Origin of the sequence: Brucella thiophenivorans, from assembly GCF_002252445.1 — a bacterium.
Classification (GTDB): Bacteria; Pseudomonadota; Alphaproteobacteria; order Rhizobiales; family Rhizobiaceae; genus Brucella; species Brucella thiophenivorans.
Window position 1 is genome coordinate 1 of sequence record NZ_NNRJ01000007.1, and the last position, 18,016, is coordinate 18,016.

The following is an 18,016-nucleotide window of genomic DNA, read 5'->3' on the forward strand; positions in this document are numbered from 1 at the left end:
AATTTGGATCAGATCGTTATGAGTCTACGGCCTAGAAAACCTAAAACTGTTTTATAATTACGATCTCCTGATGAGCGAAAATTTAAAACATTGTAACAGGCGCCCATCCCAACCTGCAGCGGGTCGACTGCAGAAATAGATTCCAATTTGTGAATCGATGCTGTAGGTGTCAACGCTAAGTCCCGATAAGAATACGATGTTTTTGAATCGGGCTTCGCATAAAATCGAATAATCAGAGTGTGTTAGACTTATAAAACTACCACTCTGGCATTGGCTCATTTCTGCTAAAAACTGTAGAGGAAAGTCCGGGCATTTTGATTAAAGGCATGAAAAAAGCAGATCAGCGCACTGGTCGTTATCAACAGCATGGGTTCATGCTGATTGTGACGTGCGTCCTGTCTTTTGCAGCCTTTATGTTTGCTGTGGACCTATCCGCTCTTAGCGATGATACTTGCCAACCCTCCTCGAAAAGCATGGCAGCGCAGCAGGTTGCCGACACACCTGCCATACCTGCGCGTCAGCAATCCACACCAGCAGCGCAGCCGATGCGGGCCGTTCTGGCCGAAGCGATTGTCACTAAGATTAAAGCTGCCTATCCTCACGGAAATGGCGCTGGCTTATCGACTCCCTCGAACGCATTTGCATATCTTGATGCAAAATCAGCAGAATCTCCGAACATCACAAAGCCTTTGCAACTTGTGCAAAGCAACCGTGCATCGGCACGTGCGCCACCACAGAGCGCCTAAAATCCTTCCTTGAATCACTTAAGAAAAAATGCGCTCTAAGTTTTTGTATTTAATACGAAATTTACAAGCGCTCAGTATCTGGAACATTAACTCATGCGTACTTCTAAATGGGTCGCTGTGCTTTATGGACTGATCGTTTTGATCGGTGTCATCATTGCCTTGCCCAATTTTTTTACAAAGCAACACCTTGAGGCGATGCCGTCGTGGTTCCCAAAGCGACAAGTTACGCTGGGTCTCGATCTGAGTGGTGGCTCCTATCTTGTTCTAGAAGTGGATGCAGCCAGTCTCAAAAAAGATCGTATGCGTGCGCTGCTTGATGATGCACGTGGCAAATTGCGTGCAGAGCGCATTCAGCCACAATCGATCCGCGCTGTTGGCGATTCTGTCATCGTAACGATCCCTGATGCCGATCAGCGCGCACGCGCTGATACCGCTCTCAAAACGCTGATTTCACAGGTCAATACAACTGGCTTCGGAACGGCTATCAACGATATTGATGTCACATCTAGTGATAATCAAGTTCGTCTCACGCTTACTCAAGCCGGTTTCACTTATCGTCTTGATGCAGCATTGCAGCAGAGCCTTGAAATCATCCGCCAGCGTGTGGATCAAGTCGGCGTTGCCGAACCATCAATCCAGCGTGTTGGCTCTGACCGTATCGTCGTTCAACTTCCGGGTCTTCAAGATCCTGCACATCTTCGCCAGCTTCTGGGCAGTACCGCGAAGATGAGCTTCCACATGGTGGCAGACGCAAATCCGAATGACGCACCACCTCCGGGTGTCACTATCATGCCGGATTCCAAAGACCCAAACATCAAATATCCGGTTGAAGATCAGATTGCTCTTTCAGGCGAACGCCTGACCGATGCACGTGCAGGATTTGATCAGCGCACCAATGAGCCAATCGTTTCGTTCCGTTTCGATAGTCTTGGCGCGCGTCAGTTTGCAGATATTACAACCAAAAACACTGGCCGCCCGTTTGCCATCGTCCTCGACGGCAAAGTTCTGACTGCTCCACGTATTAATGAACCGATCACCGGCGGCTCCGGCCAGATCACCGGCAGCTTCACGGTTCAGGACAGTGTTGTTCTTTCTGCGCTGCTCCGCGCTGGTGCATTGCCTGCTCCGCTGACCGTCATTGAAGAACGCACTGTCGGTCCTGATCTTGGTGGCGATGCTATTAAGATGGGTCTGGTCACTGGTATCGCAGGTTTTATCCTCGTCGCAGTGTTCATTCAATTGCTCTATGGCGTCTGGGGTTTGATCGCCAACGTAGCGCTTCTGCTGCATACCGTTCTGACATTCTCGGCTCTCAGCCTCATCGGCGCAACACTCACATTGCCGGGTATTGCGGGCATTATTCTGGGTATCGGTATTGCGGTTGACGCGAATATTCTGATCAACGAACGTATTCGAGAAGAAACGCGCAAAGGCCTTGGGGCTATGGCTGCGCTCGATAAGGGCTTCCATGCAGCCTTTGCAACGATTGTTGACTCGAACGTCACCTCGCTGATTTCGACCATACTGCTCTTCATGTTCGGCACGGGTCCGGTACGCGGCTTTGCTGTCGCCATGATGCTCGGTATTGTCATCTCCATGTTCACCGACGTAACGCTCGTGCGTATGGCGATGGCTTGGTACGTCCGTAAGCGCAAGCTCAAGGTGCTTGAAATCAAGCCACTTATGAAGATTGCTCCGGAAAATCCAACCTTCCGCTTCATGAATGCACGCTTTGTCGGTATTGCCGTGTCCATCGTGTTGTCGCTTGCTTCGATTGGCCTGTTCTTCAAGCCAGGCCTCAACTACGGCATTGACTTTAAGGGCGGTATTCAGGCCGAAATAACCACATCACAACCGGCTGATCTTGCGCAATTGCGTGAAAAACTCGGTGGTCTTGGTCTAGGTGAAGTTGCCCTTCAGTCTGCCGGTAGCCCGAACGACGTTCTGATCCGTATCCAGCGTCAGGATGGCGGCGAAGAAGCGCAGACGGTTGCTGTCAACAAAATGCGTGAATCTATTGCTGCAATCGATTCGGGAGCGAAAATCGAACGCGTGGAAGTTGTGGGGCCTAAAGTCTCCGGTGAGCTTGCCCGTTCCGGCTTCATTGCCGTCGTGCTTTCGGCGCTCGGCATGCTCATCTATCTTTGGTGGCGCTTTGAGTGGTTCTTTGCGGTTGGCGCGATCATCACGCTGATCCTCGATACTACTAAAATGGTCGGTTTCTTCGCGCTGCTACAGCTCGACTTCAACCTGACGGCCATTGCAGCACTTCTAACTGCGATCGGTTACTCGGTAAACGATAAGGTCGTGGTTTATGACCGCATGCGTGAAAACATGCGTCTTTATAAATCAAAGCCGCTGCGTGAGATCGTGGATATGAGTATCAATCAGGTTCTCATCCGCTGTATCTATACCTCTGTGACGACGTTCCTCTGCTTGCTGCCAATGGCAATCTGGGGCGGGAGTGCGGTTCATAATTTTGCCGTGCCAATGCTGTTCGGTATCTTTATCGCAACAACCTCGTCGATCTTTATTGCAGCGCCGATCCTGCTTCTGCTTGGCAACTGGTGGCAGCACCGTCAGCAAGTGCATCAAGCTGCTCTTGAAAATATTACTTCACCACAGAAGTAAGCTCATTGCCGGGCATGGCGAAAACCATGCCCGGCTTCTCCATAAAGTTTGCATGATTGAAATCGGGAAGGCCCCGCTATGCCCCATGACACGCCTCTGATTGCGACAATCGTCATTGGTCTGTGTCTGGCATTCATCTTCGGCACCATCGCCACCCGATTGAAAATCTCTCCCCTCGTTGGCTATCTTCTTGCAGGCGTCATTGCTGGACCGCATACACCGGGGTTCGTTGCTGATCAGGACCTGATCCTGCAGCTGGCCGAAATCGGTGTTATTCTGCTGATGTTCGGCGTCGGCCTGCACTTCTCTCTCAAAGACCTTCTCTCCGTCAAAGCCATAGCCCTCCCGGGAGCACTGGCGCAGATCGCGACAGCCGCAGCACTCGGCACAGCTCTTGGCTTAGCGCTCGGCTGGGATGTAAAAGCCGGTGTGGTTTTCGGCCTCGCACTTTCAACGGCAAGTACCGTCGTCCTCCTGCGTGCAATGCAGGATATGCGTCTCATTGATACAGAGCGCGGTCGTATTGCGATCGGCTGGCTGATTGTTGAAGATCTCGCCATGGTCATGGCGCTGGTGCTTCTGCCAGCCCTTGCAAGTATCGGCAGTGAAGCTGGTCATGCCGCGACAAGCGATCCTATTGCACAATGGCTGGGCCTTGGCATTGGCGGCATTATTCTACTGACGATTGCAAAAGTCGTCGTCTTCATAGCTCTCATGCTGGTGGTGGGACGCAAAGTGATCCCATGGCTTTTGAACGTCATCGTTCAAACCGGCTCGCGCGAGTTGTTCCGCTTAGGCGTTTTAGCAATTGCGCTTGGTGTCGCCTTTGGTGCAGCGCATTTGTTTGGCGTATCCTTCGCGCTCGGTGCGTTCTTTGCTGGCATGGTGATGAGTGAGTCTGAACTCAGTCACCGCGCTGCAGAAGAATCCCTGCCGCTGCGTGATGCTTTCGCGGTCCTCTTCTTCATTTCCGTGGGCATGCTGTTTGATCCGATGAGCCTCATTCGTGATCCCCTGCCCCTGATCGCAACCCTCCTGATTATTTTGGTCGGTAAATCGGTTGCGGCCTTTTTCATCGTTCGTGCATTTCGCCGCCCGGTTGGAACAGCGCTTACTATTTCTGCTAGCCTTGCGCAGATCGGCGAGTTTTCATTCATTCTGGCGGGTCTCGGTGTGGGACTCAATCTGCTTCCACCCGAGGGACGTGATCTGATCCTCGCTGGCGCCATTTTGTCAATTTTCCTTAATCCGGTCATGTTCATCGTTGCTGAAAGAATGCGACCATGGATAGAAAAGCACTTGGGCGACGCAACAAGCACCGATGATAGCAGCTACAGTGTTGATATTTCAGAGCCAGCGCCGCTACAGCGTAGCAAGCTCAAAGACCATGCGATCATTGTTGGCTATGGCGAGATCGGCAAACACATAGCGAAAAATTTGCAGGACAAGCAGATACCTTTCCTTGTTGTCGAAAATTCGCCCAAGATTTATTACAAATTGAAAGAAATCGGCATTGAAGCTATTGCGGGAAATGCCTCGGATGCGGAAATATGGGAAACGACGAATCCGGAATTTGCAAAACATATCGTCATTGCAATACCCAGTGCCTTTGAGGCAGGGCGCATAACAAGTCTTGCAAAATCTGCGAACCCAGGAGTCTGTATCATCGTGCGTGCCTGCTCAGCAGCAGAAGCGCAATACCTTCATGATCTGGGTGCAGATCGAGTTATTCTTGGTGCGGCGGAAATCGCCAGCGCAATGGAGAAAGCTATTACCAGCGAGGCCAGTGCTTTGCTGAACCAAGTTTAAACGGGAGTGCAGCGGAGACCCAAGGGGTTCAACCAATGCGTAAAAAGGGGATAACATGCGAATTCAAGGTGCGGTGGCCAGTTAATGAAGTTTAAGGATTATATCTGGCCGATAATTGGCCTTTGTGCAGTCGCTATCTCAGTCTGGCTTCTCTATCGTGAATTGCGCAGCATTTCACTTGAAGACGTGCTCGACAGCCTTTATGCAATCCGCGCTCATCATTGGCTGCTGGCAACCGCTGCGGCACTTCTCGCCTATAGTTCGCTGGCGGGTTATGATCGCATCGCACTTCTTCATCTACGTCGCAAAATATCCTGGCTATTCATAGCGCTCTGCTCGTTCACAACCTACGCATTGTCACATAATATCGGCGCATCCGTCGTTTCTGGCGCAGTCGTGCGCTACCGCGCCTATTCTTCGCAGGGCATGCCGGGCAGCGAAATTGCCGTCCTGATTGCGTTCTGCTCCTTCACATTCATTCTTGGCGTTATCATAACCTCAAGCATCGTTCTGCTAATGGAGCCGCATATTCTTATGCGCTTTAATGAGGACCTGACGCCCACGATTTCCATCATTATTGCTTTGTTAATGCTGGCTTTTGTGCTGCTCTACGTATTCGGTAGCTGGCTTCAGCTTCGCCCCTTGCAGATAGGAAAGTTTCGCCTTGAATATCCGCGTCTGCCCGTTGTCACACAGCAGTTGATCGTGGCCCCGCTGGAACTGATCGGTGCTGCTGGCATTATCTATTTCGCACTTCCAGAAGCCGGCAATCCGGGCTTTCTGATTATTCTCGGTATTTTTCTCGTATCGTTTTCTGCGGCCCTCATTTCGCATGCTCCGGGCGGTCTTGGCGTGCTGGAACTGGTGTTTCTCACTGGACTGCCAGATATGCATAAAGCCGATGTTTTAGCGGCGCTCATCGTCTTCCGACTGCTCTATCTGCTTATCCCATTTGCAATCTCGCTGTTTGTGGTGCTGGTTTTCGAGAAGTCGCAATTCGTGCTCCGATGGAATAACAAGCAAAAGAAATAGGTCTGCGAGGAGGGAATAATTTTTACTTAAATGCCTTAAATTGAATTCGTTTTCCTTAAACGCAGGCATAAAACGCCATATCTTGGAAATCGCTTCGCATAACCTCCCTATGCGAAGCACAAACAGCCTTCTCCTAAGGCATTTCCAAGAGGAACTAACGCATGCCTGCGACATTGATCATCCCCGGTTACAAGGGATCGGAAGCAGGCCACTGGCAGCGCCAATGGTTGCATGACGATCCGTCAGCAGTGCTCGTCGAACAAGACGACTGGCACTATCCGGTGCTATCCGACTGGATGCACGCGCTCGAAGCCAAACTCGCCGAAAATCCCGGCGCAGTTCTGGTCGCACATAGTCTTGGTTGTATTCTTGTTTCTCATCTCGCAAGCCGCCCTGCGGCAGCCCATGTCGCAGGCGCATTGCTTGTAGCACCTGCCGACGTTGAAACCATGTCTCGCCGTGATAGCCGCTTTGAAAGCTTTTCTCCTCTGCCACGCCACGAGTTGACGTTTCCATCCATCGTCGTTGCAAGTCGCAATGACGACTATATGAGCTTTGCCAAGGCAGAAGCGATCGCCCATGTCTGGGGTTCGGGCTTTGTTGATGTCGGCCATGCCGGACATATCAATGTAGAAAGCGGCTTCAGCCGCTGGCCAGAAGGCGCGATCCTCGCCTCATCTTTGCATCGAGAACCGATACCGCACACGCTCTCCCAAGCAGCGTGACCGCAAACCGCCCGCTTTGAAAAGCATGTATCCCAAAAGTGGAACCCGGTTTTGGGATAAAGACATGCTCATAAGAGTCGGGCGGTTTCTTTTTAACTATGCTGTTTGCGTTCCAGCCAGATTTTAAACACCAGCGTAACAAGCGCAATCAGTGCCAGTGTCGAGGCAGCAGCAAAAGCACCAGCCACATTATAATCGTTGAACAGAAGTTCGACTTGCAAAGGCAGCGTGTTGGTTTTGCCGCGTATTGCACCAGACACAACCGACACCGCACCGAATTCGCCCATCACACGCGCATTGCAAAGCACGGCACCATAAAGCAGTGCCCATTTTATATTGGGAAGCGTGACATGAAAAAATGTCTGCCATCCGCTTGCCCCAAGCGTCAGAGCCGCTTCTTCCTCGTCGCTACCCTGCACTTCCATCAAAGGAATCAACTCACGAGCAACAAAGGGGGATGTCACGAACAGGCTCACCAGAAAGATCGCCGGAACCGTGAACATGATCTTGATGTCATAGCTTTCAAGCAATGGACCAAGTAGACCCTGCGAGCCATACAAAAAGAGATAGGTCACACCCGCAACAATTGGAGAAACCGAAAACGGGATTTCGACGAAGGTTATGAGCAGTCTGCGTCCTGGAAAGCGGAATTTTGTCACCAGCCACGCAACACAAACACCAAAGGCCATATTGATTGGCACAACGACTATCGCGGTCAGGATCGTCAGCCAGACGGCATGGAGCGTGTCTGGTTTGAGAATTTCACTGAAAAAAACACCCACGCCCTTGCTGAATGCATAGGAGAATATGATCGCCAGCGGCGCGCCGATGCAGATTGCCGACAGGATTGCGGCCAGTCCGATCAACAGACTGCGCACGGAACCGGGGGCGTTGCGTGCCTGTGCACTAGCGCTCTGCATAACGAAGCTGCCTTGCCTGAATAAGATTGGTCACGAGAAGCATGAAAAACGCCATCAATAGCATAACAAATGCCAGTGCCGCTGCGGCCGGATAATCATATTCATCGAGCCGGATGAAAACGAGAAGCGATGTCACTTCGGTCTGAAAAGGCAGATTGCCGGAGATGAACACAATCGATCCAAACTCACCAAGGCTACGCGCAAATGAAAGCGAGGCACCGGCGAGAAAGGCCGGAAAGATCGTAGGCCAGACGATATGGGAGAAAATTTGCCAAGGTGTGGCGCCAAGACTGCGAGCCGCTTCTTCAACATCAGCGCTCATGTCTTCCAGCACCGGCTGAACCGTGCGAATGACAAACGGGATACTGGTAAAAAACATAGCTACCATGATGCCAGCCGGCGCGTATGCGACCTTGATGCCAAGCGGCTCAAGAAAACTCCCAAACCAGCCGTTCGGCGCAAAGAGTGTTACGAGTGCAAGACCTGCAATGGCCGTTGGCAAAGCAAAAGGCAGATCAACTGCGGCATCAATCAGTCGCTTGCCCGGAAACTGATAGCGAGACAGAACCCACGCCAGCAGCAAACCAAACAAACCGTTAAACACAGTCGCCACTGCCGCCGCACTGATCGTAATGCGAAACGTTGCCAGCGCTCGCTCAGACGTAATAATGCGCAAGAAATCACTCCAGCCAAGGCTGGCTGTTTTCAGAATCATCGCGAGAAGCGGCAAAGCAACGATGACTGCCAGATAAAGCAAAGTGCAGCCAAGGGTCAGTCCGAACCCTGGCAGCACCGAATTGCGTTTCATGCTCAGAAGCGACACTGTATTTTTCCAAAAGGATGGAGATTTTACCAAAAGAAAAGCGAGAGCTGGATGCCCTCGCCAGATAGTCGTGTTTACTTGGCTGTGAACAGCTTATCAAGCACGCCGCCTTCGGCAAAGTGGTCCTTCTGAACCTTTTCCCAGCCGCCAAAACCATCTTCGACCGTGATCAGACGGACATCAGGATAAATGTCCTTGTGCTTAGCAATCACATCCTCATTGTGCACGCGGTTGAAGTTCTGTGCGAGGATTTCCTGACCTTCAGGCGAATAGAGATAATCAAGATAAGCTTCGGCAATCTTACGCGAGCCGCGCTTGTCGGCAACCTTATCGACGACGGTGACAGGGAACTCTGCCAAGAGGCTCACTTCAGGAACCACCACGTCGTATTTGTCTTCACCAAGCACCTTGGCAGTGCCGCGTGTTTCAGCTTCAAACGTCACCAGAACATCGCCAATGCCGCGTTCGGCAAAGGTTGTCGTTGCACCACGACCGCCTGTGTCAAATACCGGCACGTTCTTGAAGATTTTGCCGATAAATTCATGAACCTTCTCTTGGTCATTATTGAAGGCTTCATTCGCATAGGCAGTCGCAGCTAAATAGGTGTAGCGCGCATTGCCCGATGTCTTAGGGTTAGGGAACACCACCTTCACGTCTTCACGGGCGAGATCGTCCCAGTTCTTTATGCCCTTCGGATTGCCTTCACGAACAAGGAATGCCGGGAAGGAGTAATAAGGCGAAGAATTGTTCGGCAGGCGGCTCTGCCAATCAGCAGGGATCAGATCGCCTTTATCATGCAGAACCTGAACGTCCGTCACCTGATTAAAGGTCACGACATCAGCTTCCAGCCCCTCCAAAATCGAGCGGGCCTGCTTGGACGAACCCGCATGAGACTGATTAACTGTGAGGTCTTCGCCGGTCTTGGCTTTCCAGTCAGCGACAAATGCCTTGTTGACCTGTTCATAAAGCTCACGCGCAATATCGTAAGAAACATTGAGAATGTCCTTAGGCTGCTCTTGCGCATGAATAGGGGCCGCACTCAAACCAAGCGCAACCGCTGCATATAGAATAATTTTCTTCATAATTTGCACCCTTCTCACTTTGCTTGCGCAAAGCGCCCATAATTCAATCTTTATTGGGAAACAAATCTACATAGAGAAGAACATTAATCAACCTAAATCATTGATTTAAATATATAAACTAGTTTTACAGCCATTCTTGGAAACCTTGTCTCACCGTAAAATTCACATGAGCAAAATTTTCCATAAAAGTATCGATTGGCGCAAAGGAAACGAAAAAGCCGGGAACTTTCGCTCCCGGCTTTCGAAATTTTTCAATATAATAATTCTTACCAGAAACCGCGATGCTGCCAGCACCAGAGAAAATTCTGCTCACCACGCTCCAAGCGATTGCGTCGTCGCTCTGCAATTTCATCAGCACTCAGCTTCATCTTACTCCAAGGCTGCTCAAGATAGGCTGTCATGTGCAGCACAGATTTTTTTACGCTTTGAGCCAGCAAGTCTAATTTGCGTTTCATAAGACCCTCCAGTTCGCGCCCATTTCGCGAGCAAATTTCCAACGTCGCGTTGTCGCCGCAACAATGAACAATGGGTTAATTTTGAAGGCTTATGCAATAAAGTCAATATCCCACTTATTTTATCGAAGTTAACAAGTTGAAATATTTTGCGAGCAACTTGCAGCTGCTCGCAAAATTATTCCTGACTACACTTCGTAGTCGTCAATAGGTCGAATGCCAACTTTTTCGATGTGTCTGCCATTCATTGTCTGAATGATGAACTCGTAACCATCTGCCACAAAGCTTTCACCACCCAAAGGCAAATGACCAAGATGCCAGATTACGTAACCAGCAAGCGTCGTGTAGCGATCGCTGTCGTCAACCAGATCGCGACGAAGGATGCTGCTAAGGCGACGAATATCGGTGAAGCCATCAACGAGATAACCACCCTTTCCGTCTGATTCCGCAACAGCTGCTTCTTCATCCTCATCCGGGAATTCTCCCGCAATGGCTTCCAGCACGTCAGTCGGCGTGACCACGCCTTCAAACGAACCATGCTCATCTACCACCACAGCGAGCTGCACCGGCGACACACGAAGCTGCTCCATAACTCTGAGAACATTAGCATTTTCATGCACCACAAGCGGCTGCTTGACCACCTTATCCCAATTGATCGGCTTGCGATCGCTCATATCAAGCAACAAGTCCTTCACCAACACCACACCAACAAATTCATCTACCTGTCGGCGAGCGACGACAACACGCGAATGCGTAAGTTCACGGATTGCCTGATGCAGTTCATGTTCATCTTCATCCAGATCAAGCCATTCAATCTCATTGCGCGGCGACATGATTGTGCGTACTGGACGATCAGCAAGATCGAGAACGCCACGGATCATTTCCTTTTCTTCCGGCAGGAAGATGTCACTGGCAGCAGTTTGCTGGGCAATCACATCAACCGTGTCCGAAAGCGGATTGTCCTCACGCTGACCACCAAGCAGACGAAGAACAGCACCAGCAGTTCTTTCGCGCAGATCGTTGGTCGTAACCAGCTTCTCACGATTCTTGCGTGCCATCTGGTTGGCCGCTTCAATCAACACCGAGAAGCCAATAGCCGCATAGAGATAGCCCTTCGGAATATGGAAGCCAAAGCCTTCAACGACCAGACTGAAACCGATCATCATCAGGAAGCCAAGGCAGAGGATGACAACCGTTGGATGCTTGTTGACGAAGTCCATAAGCGGGCGCGAAGCTAGCATCATCACCGCAATAGCAATAATGACGGCAATCATCATAACGGGCAGATGCTGAACCATGCCGACAGCGGTGATCACGCTATCAAGCGAGAATACGGCATCAAGCACGACAATCTGCACAATAACCTGCCAGAAAATCGCATGTGCAACCCGCGTATTTTTCTGCCCATGCGCCCCTTCAAGACGCTCATGCAATTCCATCGTGCCCTTGGCAAGCAGGAACAAACCACCCACCAGCATAATAAGATCACGGCCAGAGAATGACATCTCCATCACGGTAATCAGTGGCTCGCGGAGCGTAACAATCCAGGAAATCGATGCAAGCAGCGCAAGGCGCATCACCAGAGCCAGTGTAAGGCCAATGATACGCGCACGATTACGCTGATGCGGTGGAAGTTTATCGGCCAGAATTGCGATAAAGACGAGATTGTCGATGCCGAGAACAATCTCAAGCACCACCAATGTTACCAGACCTATCCAGGCATTAGGGTCGGCAATCCAGTCCATGGACCAATCCATGATGTGTCGGCTCCTATAAAATCAGAAGAAAGAGGAAACAGAAAAAACGCCGCATGCACTTCCTTCCCGAACCGTTGAAAAGCGGATCGGCTTGAAGAAATTGCAAACGGCGTGAGTAAGCTCAAAGCCTTTTAAGTCCGATGCTCCCGTGAAGGGAGCGGGACTTCGTGAAGACGAATCGTCAGAACTGTCGTCGGGCATAAAGCGCGATGAACCTTTTAAAAAGACACGGGAGCGGCGTTAGCCTGCCCTCGAATGCCACGTTGTAAAATAAGCATAAGCCCGCCGCATTATGCAGACGCGCGACGTCTGCGCAAGACCATATACTATTCGGCTGGGGAAACGTGTACACCGCGCTTGCGCTCGCGTCGCGGACGCCCCTTGAAGAAACGCATGCCAATCACGGTAGCAACAATAGTAACGGCGGTTATCCCGATGACGAACCAGAACATATGGTCGCCATCCATTTTGGAGAAAACGCCTATACCACGCCCCGCCAGCCAGCCAGGCAAGAACATGACCGGCGCCCATACCATCGCAGAAAGCACATTAGCGGTCTGGAAACGCGTCTGATCCATCGACATCATGCCTGCAACCATCGGAACGGTGCAGCGCACAGGCCCAAAGAAGCGGCCGAGAAAGACAGCAGAGAAACCGTATCGGCGGAACAGCAGGCGTGCACGCGCAACGCCCGTACGATGTTTATTGAGCGGCCATTTGTGGATGATGCTGCGACCAAGCCACCAGCCAAGGAAATAAGAAACAATATCGCCGATAACAGCACCGACAACCGCACCGATAATGATCGGCCAAGGCTCTACGATTCCGGCACCAACCAAACCACCAATCGCGAGCATGATCGGTGTGGCCGGAATGAACATTCCGATAATAGCGAGAGACTCGCCGAAGGCAATTACGCCCACGATAGGACCTGCCCACGCCCGATGATCGGAAATGAACTGTCCGAGATCGCTAATTATGCTTTCCATTCCGTCCTCAAAATGCCGCTTACCGGATTATAAAGCACACCCCAATCTTGGGGCAGCTTCAAGTTTTCTCAGACGAGGAAAATCCGGTGCATGAACCCCTCGTCTGCCTGCGCGTCACAAACGCTTTCAGCATTTAGCTCAATGACAAAAATCATATCTGCCTATCAAGTCTTTTATATGCCGAAGCATCTCAGACAAGCATCAAAAATTGATGACATGAGTGCGACATTTGCAGCGCAAATAATGTCTGCCCTGCTTTTGATAAGCCAGATTGAGCTTTGCAGATATGGAAACTCGATAGTGCCGTTACAACGCCCATCGGAAAAAATGATTCAAAAACAGAATCATAAACAAACCGATTCTTTGAAAATAACCTTTTGCCAGCAGCCAAAACGGTTAGCTATCACTTATAGGCGAAATACGTGAAGGAGAGTTTTGATAGAGAACCGCGCATTTCCGGGGTTTCTAAAACCAAACCAACTTTTTTTCGAATTTTTTCGAATGAAGGCTGGACACAGAGAAAACCTGCCTTTATAGAACCGCTCACCTCACCGGGGCCGCTGCCTCGGAGAAGCGAGTGGGTGATTAGCTCAGTTGGTAGAGCAGCTGACTCTTAATCAGCGGGTCGTAGGTTCGATCCCTACATCACCCACCATTTTCTCCTCTTATTTCAAAGAGTTACCGCTGATTACCAGACCGTGAGACGATCCGGTCGAAATATGCCTTATCGTAAGAAGAGAACTTTTCCTTCGATAAAAGATAAAGCAAAATAGAAGCAGCCACGTGTAAATAGACATGGCGAAATCTTTGCTGCGGTATTAAGAGTGCCGTATGACCCCCAAAAGCCTCGGCTACACATTCACGCTTCTCGCGGTCACTATCTTTGCTACGCAAGATGGTATCTCGAAGTATCTAGGAACGCATTATTCGCCCATTTTCATCACGATGGTGCGGTACTGGGTTTTTGCAGCTTTTGTGATTCTCATTGCGATGCGCTCTGGAGGGATTGCCCGCGCAGCATCAACCAAACGCCCCATATTACAGATCCTTCGAGGCGTCCTTCTTGCAGCTGAAATCGTTATCCTTGTATACGGCCTCAGTCGTGTCGGGATGGCCATGACACAGTCTATCTTTCAAGCGGCTCCTTTGCTTATCACAATGCTCTCAGTGCCACTGCTTGGCGAAAAGGTGGGCTGGCGCCGCTGGATAGCTATCTTCGTCGGCCTGTTTGGCGTTATGCTGATTATCGACCCAACACATGTTCAGTTTGACTGGGAGCTAATGTTTCCCATTACTGCGACGGTCATGTTTGCATTTTATGCCATCGCCACGCGCGCTGTAAGCAAAACAGACACTTCAATGACCAGTTTCTTCTACACCGGCGTTGGCGGAGCGACAGTCCTTACATTGGTTGGGGTATTCCACATGGAACCCATAGCACCACACGATTGGCCATGGATGGCAGCTCTGTGCGCTTGTGGTATGGCCAGCCATTACTGCCTCATTCGCGCCTACGACATCCTCGAAGCCGTTGAAGTACAGCCGCTCACCTATTTGCAGCTCGTCATTGGCGCTTTGATTGCTGTCATTGTCTTTAATGAAAACCTGACCTGGAACATCATAGCCGGTGCGAGCATCGTTGTGGCGGCGGGGCTTTTCTCGATGTTCAGAGAAAGAATGCGTTCGAAGCGCCTGTCATAACATTACCAATTATTAATTGGCCTGTTCATATCAGGTTCACCTAAAATGGCCGACATTACTCACACGCCAATCAATGGCGCCCTGTATAGAGTAATGGAGTCAAAGAACCATGAAATCGAAGACATTGTATATCGCAGTAATCGCTTCTGCTTTGCTTTCCACTGCGGCTTTCGCGCAGGAAAAAGCAAACGATGCGACAGACAAGTCCGCGACGGATACTTCCATTACACAGAATGATGGAGCCAAGGGCAAGCGCGGACCAATCGACTTCGAGAAATTCTCTCGCATGGATGAGTTGAAAGCTGCCGATACAAACGGCGACGGCGTTCTTTCGCGAGACGAAATCGAAGCGCTTGCGCTCAAGCGTATCGTCAGCCGCGCAGCCGATCGTATGGAGCGTCGCCTCGACATCAATGGCGATGGAAAGATAACGCTGGAAGCAGTTGAGAAACAGCGCCAGAAGGAATTTGCGGCTCTTGACCGCAACGAAGATGGCAAGCTTGATCGCAAAGAGCTGCGGGCGGCAAAAAAGTCTCATCACCATGGTCCAAAAGGACCGCATCATCACAGCAAGGGCAAGATGGAACAGCAGTAATCTTATCCATCAAGAAAATGGCCCCGGGATATTCCGGGGCCATTTTTTAGCTACGAGCGAATGACGCCCTTCTTGAAAATGATATTGCCATACAGGCGCTTTTCGCCGGAGCGGATGACTGCATAGGCAGCACTCGCACGATCATAAAACGCAAAACGTTCAATAGGATCGACTGCGATTTTGCGGCCTTCAGCCTTTTCAATAACGGCTTCAAATTCGCCGAAAATCGCAGGCGTTTCCTTCGGTGCTTCCATCACAGCCGCTGGCTTGTCGACAAAGTCATCAAGCGGTAAAAGCGAGAGCACCGCTTCTGCAATATCCGTCGCACTGATGCCCGGAAAATCAAGTACCTGCACGCCTGAAGCCTGTGCGGGGTAATTAGCGTCAACGATCACCAGATCGTCGCCATGGCCCATATCCGCAAGCACCTCGAGAAGTGAACCGGATAGCAATGGATTTATGTTTTTAAGCATTGGATGAATTCCGAATGATGGGGTTTAGAGCATAAGTCGTATCGCAGTGGCCCGAGGATTGATAAGATTATGCTCCAAGTAAAAGACTTTACGGCGCCACCCTATCTGAAAACATTCTGAAAATGCAAACGCCGGCTGAACCAGCCGGCGTTTTTGGTCGATCACTTTATCAAAGCGGCGGTCGCTTATTCAGCTTTTGCCTCGATATTGACCTTGCCAAGAATCGAAATTGGATCTTGCGAGATTGTGATCATCTCCAATGCACCAACCCCCCTGTCAGACTTCGACTTGATAGCCAGTTCAAAGATATTTGGCTTGGCGATAAATGCGTTAAGCGCAGTAATTGTCTCATCCAATGCGGGCTGATCGGCTGCGAGTTCCTGCAATACGGCACTTGCAATAAGCGTCAGTGTGCTGCGTGCTTCATCGACTGATAGATTATTCTCATCGGCATAGAACTTGAGGCCTCTTTCAACAAGACCCTCGTTCTCAACCTTCAAGTTCACTTCACGCGCCTTGAGGCCGAGGGCTGCGACCTGCGTCAACACTTTATCGCCGGAGAAAAACTCTTTGGTGAAGCCCCCCATCAGACCAGACATGGCAATTTTGCCCATATCCTTGCCGCTAACAGAAATGTCTTTAATGACCAGATTCTGATTTGCTTCATCCCAAGCAGCCTCCACATTGGAGGAAATTGTCACACGATCATAACCAAGCTTGATAAGCTGCTGATATGCCTCCTCATTGCTGTCCGTAGGTACAGGCAAGGATACGTCTTCATAGGCAATACGAATATCGGTTGGAATGCCGTTATAGGGCTTTTTGAGTGCAAGCTCATAGCTTTTCATACCGAATATCAGGCGATGCGGTAGCCCATCTGGCTTGGGTACAGGATTGCCGTCTTCATCGGTAACGTCAATGTCGTCATGGGCATTGTTGTCATAAGGTAGATCGGCATCGACACCTTTGACGACCAGCGTGCCAAACTCAGGCAGCATTGTCGTGAACGGGAAACTTTGCATTTCCACATCGCTCAATGCCGAGAATTTCTTGAAAGCTTCTGCAGACGGCGCCCAGTCGAAACCTTTCAGCGAAATTTCATCCATTTTCACGTGATCGGTGCCGTTGCCAGCCGTGAAGCCGTTCATCGACATATCGAGTTTCTTGTTGTCGAAGACCATCGCAACTTTATCAATGCTGGCGTTACCCTTTTCAACATTACCCTGCTTGATCTTCATGCCAATCAGCTCGACATCGCCCTTGCCGATTGTATCGAAAATGCCAAACAGACGCGCGAAAAAGGCATTGCGCTCCTCCGGCGAAAGATCATCGACATTCTTGACAGTTTCAATCTGTTGCAGCGTTTCCATCAATGGCTCTGACGGCAGACGCATTGTGAAGCCATTGCTGCGAACTTCATCGTAGCTGAAGCTCGATTTGGTCCCTGTAATGACGATATTCTTGGCCGAGAACGGCCCATAAACCGGCTTGGCTTCAGTATCGTTCGGTCCAGCCTTTTCAGTGTAAAGACGCGCGATGAAAACACCGTCAATATCTTTGCCCTCGTAAGCGCCTATGGTGCCTGCCATGCGCTCCTCGGTGACCACACCCTTTTCGTCTGGCAATTCGAGATTAAGATCGAAGGTCACGCCGCTTGCGGAATAGCGCGCAATATGACCGCTATTAATGTCCTCAAGGGTCACGTCCTTGTAAGACGTCTTCTGCTCTTTGCCATTGAGCATCTGCGTTACATTGATTTCCGGCACAGACACGCGCTTTGCTGAAACACGGCCAATGCGTTCAGCAACACTTAGCTCGCTATTGCCGAACGTGTCGCGAAGCATCTGAATATCGAAATTTGCGTCATCAATACGAACGCTCGGCAATGAAATTGCAAACTGTGAAAACTGTGTTTTGATGTCTGTGGCATCGAGCATGCCATCGAGAAACAGAATTTTTGGACGCCCTTCTACCGAAGCAATCCGCACATCTGTGCCGTCTTTGAGAGGCAGAACCACATCCGTCAGATGAATGCGACCAAAAAAGTCCGCCGAAACAGAAGCAGCCTTACCGCCGCGTCGTTCAAGCTGCGCGTTGATCGTCTTTTCGAGCGTAATCTTATACCCGACCGCACCTGCCGCAGCGATTGCAATGATTGCTACAGCCGCCCAAAGCGCCTTGCGCCCGCCCTTGCGTTTTCCGCTCGTTGCCTGTTCCACGATGTCTCATCCTTTCGGCGCAATTTCAGCAATATTTTAAACTGGTTGGTTAAACTCATGAA

The 18,016-nt window shown here is 50.5% G+C and carries 16 protein-coding genes and 1 tRNA gene; 9 read left to right on the forward strand and 8 right to left on the reverse strand.

Annotation, left to right across the window (positions count from 1 at the left end):
- Positions 1-326: 326 nt before the first annotated feature.
- The 5 genes from CEV31_RS01085 to CEV31_RS01105 all read left to right on the forward strand — a co-directional run bounded on the left by CEV31_RS01085 (position 327) and on the right by CEV31_RS01105 (position 6,943).
- Positions 327-746 carry a hypothetical protein gene (locus CEV31_RS01085; protein ID WP_235818013.1) on the forward strand — a complete coding sequence of 140 codons (420 nt, stop codon included), beginning with the start codon at positions 327-329 and terminating at the stop codon, positions 744-746.
- A 93-nt stretch (positions 747-839) separates the two neighbouring features.
- A complete protein-coding gene (secD, locus tag CEV31_RS01090) occupies positions 840-3,377 on the forward strand; it encodes a protein translocase subunit SecD (RefSeq protein WP_094505068.1) in 2,538 nt (845 codons plus the stop codon).
- Between the two features lie 78 nt (positions 3,378-3,455).
- Complete coding sequence (ybaL, locus tag CEV31_RS01095; protein WP_094505069.1) at positions 3,456-5,186, forward strand: YbaL family putative K(+) efflux transporter; 1,731 nt, start codon at positions 3,456-3,458, stop codon at positions 5,184-5,186.
- Between the two features lie 84 nt (positions 5,187-5,270).
- Positions 5,271-6,218 (forward strand): lysylphosphatidylglycerol synthase domain-containing protein, encoded by a 948-nt coding sequence (locus CEV31_RS01100; protein WP_094505070.1) that lies wholly within the window; start codon positions 5,271-5,273, stop codon positions 6,216-6,218.
- A 161-nt stretch (positions 6,219-6,379) separates the two neighbouring features.
- On the forward strand, positions 6,380-6,943 hold the full coding sequence (locus CEV31_RS01105; RefSeq protein WP_094505071.1) for an alpha/beta hydrolase: 564 nt from the start codon (positions 6,380-6,382) through the stop codon (positions 6,941-6,943).
- 92 nt (positions 6,944-7,035) lie between these two features.
- On the opposite strand, the gene cysW is transcribed toward CEV31_RS01105, so the two are convergent.
- The 6 genes from cysW to CEV31_RS01135 form a co-directional block, all read right to left on the reverse strand.
- Entirely contained in the window at positions 7,036-7,863 is an 828-nt protein-coding gene (gene cysW / locus CEV31_RS01110) for a sulfate ABC transporter permease subunit CysW (RefSeq protein ID WP_094505072.1), read from the reverse strand.
- Complete coding sequence (gene cysT, locus CEV31_RS01115) at positions 7,850-8,671, reverse strand: sulfate ABC transporter permease subunit CysT (RefSeq protein ID WP_094505073.1); 822 nt, start codon at positions 8,669-8,671, stop codon at positions 7,850-7,852. Before cysT ends, cysW begins: the two co-directional genes overlap by 14 nt.
- Before the next feature lie 89 nt (positions 8,672-8,760).
- Positions 8,761-9,768 (reverse strand): sulfate ABC transporter substrate-binding protein, encoded by a 1,008-nt coding sequence (locus CEV31_RS01120; RefSeq protein ID WP_094505074.1) that lies wholly within the window; start codon positions 9,766-9,768, stop codon positions 8,761-8,763.
- 266 nt (positions 9,769-10,034) lie between these two features.
- On the reverse strand, positions 10,035-10,223 hold the full coding sequence (locus CEV31_RS01125) for a hypothetical protein (protein ID WP_094505075.1): 189 nt from the start codon (positions 10,221-10,223) through the stop codon (positions 10,035-10,037).
- A 185-nt stretch (positions 10,224-10,408) separates the two neighbouring features.
- Positions 10,409-11,977 carry a TerC family protein gene (locus tag CEV31_RS01130; RefSeq protein WP_094505076.1) on the reverse strand — a complete coding sequence of 523 codons (1,569 nt, stop codon included), beginning with the start codon at positions 11,975-11,977 and terminating at the stop codon, positions 10,409-10,411.
- Between the two features lie 326 nt (positions 11,978-12,303).
- Entirely contained in the window at positions 12,304-12,966 is a 663-nt protein-coding gene (locus CEV31_RS01135; RefSeq protein ID WP_094505077.1) for a DedA family protein, read from the reverse strand.
- A 90-nt stretch (positions 12,967-13,056) separates the two neighbouring features.
- On the opposite strand from CEV31_RS01135, the gene CEV31_RS01140 reads away from it, so the two are divergent.
- The 4 genes from CEV31_RS01140 to CEV31_RS01155 all read left to right on the forward strand — a co-directional run bounded on the left by CEV31_RS01140 (position 13,057) and on the right by CEV31_RS01155 (position 15,262).
- Positions 13,057-13,392 carry a hypothetical protein gene (locus tag CEV31_RS01140; protein ID WP_143850888.1) on the forward strand — a complete coding sequence of 112 codons (336 nt, stop codon included), beginning with the start codon at positions 13,057-13,059 and terminating at the stop codon, positions 13,390-13,392.
- A 153-nt stretch (positions 13,393-13,545) separates the two neighbouring features.
- Positions 13,546-13,621 (forward strand) — tRNA-Lys (locus CEV31_RS01145).
- A gap of 176 nt (positions 13,622-13,797) precedes the next feature.
- The gene (locus CEV31_RS01150; protein ID WP_094505079.1) at positions 13,798-14,667 is read left to right on the forward strand and encodes a DMT family transporter; all 870 of its coding nucleotides are present in this window, start codon (positions 13,798-13,800) and stop codon (positions 14,665-14,667) included.
- A 109-nt stretch (positions 14,668-14,776) separates the two neighbouring features.
- Positions 14,777-15,262 carry an EF-hand domain-containing protein gene (locus CEV31_RS01155; RefSeq protein WP_094505080.1) on the forward strand — a complete coding sequence of 162 codons (486 nt, stop codon included), beginning with the start codon at positions 14,777-14,779 and terminating at the stop codon, positions 15,260-15,262.
- A 50-nt stretch (positions 15,263-15,312) separates the two neighbouring features.
- On the opposite strand, the gene CEV31_RS01160 is transcribed toward CEV31_RS01155, so the two are convergent.
- Positions 15,313-15,735, reverse strand: a complete 423-nt coding sequence (locus CEV31_RS01160; RefSeq protein WP_094505081.1) for an RbsD/FucU family protein — start codon at positions 15,733-15,735, stop codon at positions 15,313-15,315.
- Positions 15,736-15,920: 185 nt separating this feature from the next.
- The gene (locus CEV31_RS01165) at positions 15,921-17,954 is read right to left on the reverse strand and encodes a hypothetical protein (RefSeq protein WP_094505082.1); all 2,034 of its coding nucleotides are present in this window, start codon (positions 17,952-17,954) and stop codon (positions 15,921-15,923) included.
- Positions 17,955-18,016 lie beyond the last annotated feature (62 nt).

Coding starts and splice junctions, on each gene's coding strand:
- CEV31_RS01085 (WP_235818013.1), top strand. CDS start 327: ATGAAAAAAGCAGATCAGCGCACTGGTCGTTATCAACAGCATGGGTTC.
- CEV31_RS01125 (WP_094505075.1), bottom strand. CDS start 10,223: ATGAAACGCAAATTAGACTTGCTGGCTCAAAGCGTAAAAAAATCTGTG.
- CEV31_RS01100 (WP_094505070.1), top strand. CDS start 5,271: ATGAAGTTTAAGGATTATATCTGGCCGATAATTGGCCTTTGTGCAGTC.
- CEV31_RS01160 (WP_094505081.1), bottom strand. CDS start 15,735: ATGCTTAAAAACATAAATCCATTGCTATCCGGTTCACTTCTCGAGGTG.
- cysT (WP_094505073.1), bottom strand. CDS start 8,671: ATGAAACGCAATTCGGTGCTGCCAGGGTTCGGACTGACCCTTGGCTGC.
- CEV31_RS01105 (WP_094505071.1), top strand. CDS start 6,380: ATGCCTGCGACATTGATCATCCCCGGTTACAAGGGATCGGAAGCAGGC.
- secD (WP_094505068.1), top strand. CDS start 840: ATGCGTACTTCTAAATGGGTCGCTGTGCTTTATGGACTGATCGTTTTG.
- cysW (WP_094505072.1), bottom strand. CDS start 7,863: ATGCAGAGCGCTAGTGCACAGGCACGCAACGCCCCCGGTTCCGTGCGC.
- CEV31_RS01140 (WP_143850888.1), top strand. CDS start 13,057: ATGAACCCCTCGTCTGCCTGCGCGTCACAAACGCTTTCAGCATTTAGC.
- CEV31_RS01150 (WP_094505079.1), top strand. CDS start 13,798: ATGACCCCCAAAAGCCTCGGCTACACATTCACGCTTCTCGCGGTCACT.
- CEV31_RS01135 (WP_094505077.1), bottom strand. CDS start 12,966: ATGGAAAGCATAATTAGCGATCTCGGACAGTTCATTTCCGATCATCGG.
- ybaL (WP_094505069.1), top strand. CDS start 3,456: ATGCCCCATGACACGCCTCTGATTGCGACAATCGTCATTGGTCTGTGT.
- CEV31_RS01120 (WP_094505074.1), bottom strand. CDS start 9,768: ATGAAGAAAATTATTCTATATGCAGCGGTTGCGCTTGGTTTGAGTGCG.
- CEV31_RS01155 (WP_094505080.1), top strand. CDS start 14,777: ATGAAATCGAAGACATTGTATATCGCAGTAATCGCTTCTGCTTTGCTT.
- CEV31_RS01130 (WP_094505076.1), bottom strand. CDS start 11,977: ATGGATTGGTCCATGGACTGGATTGCCGACCCTAATGCCTGGATAGGT.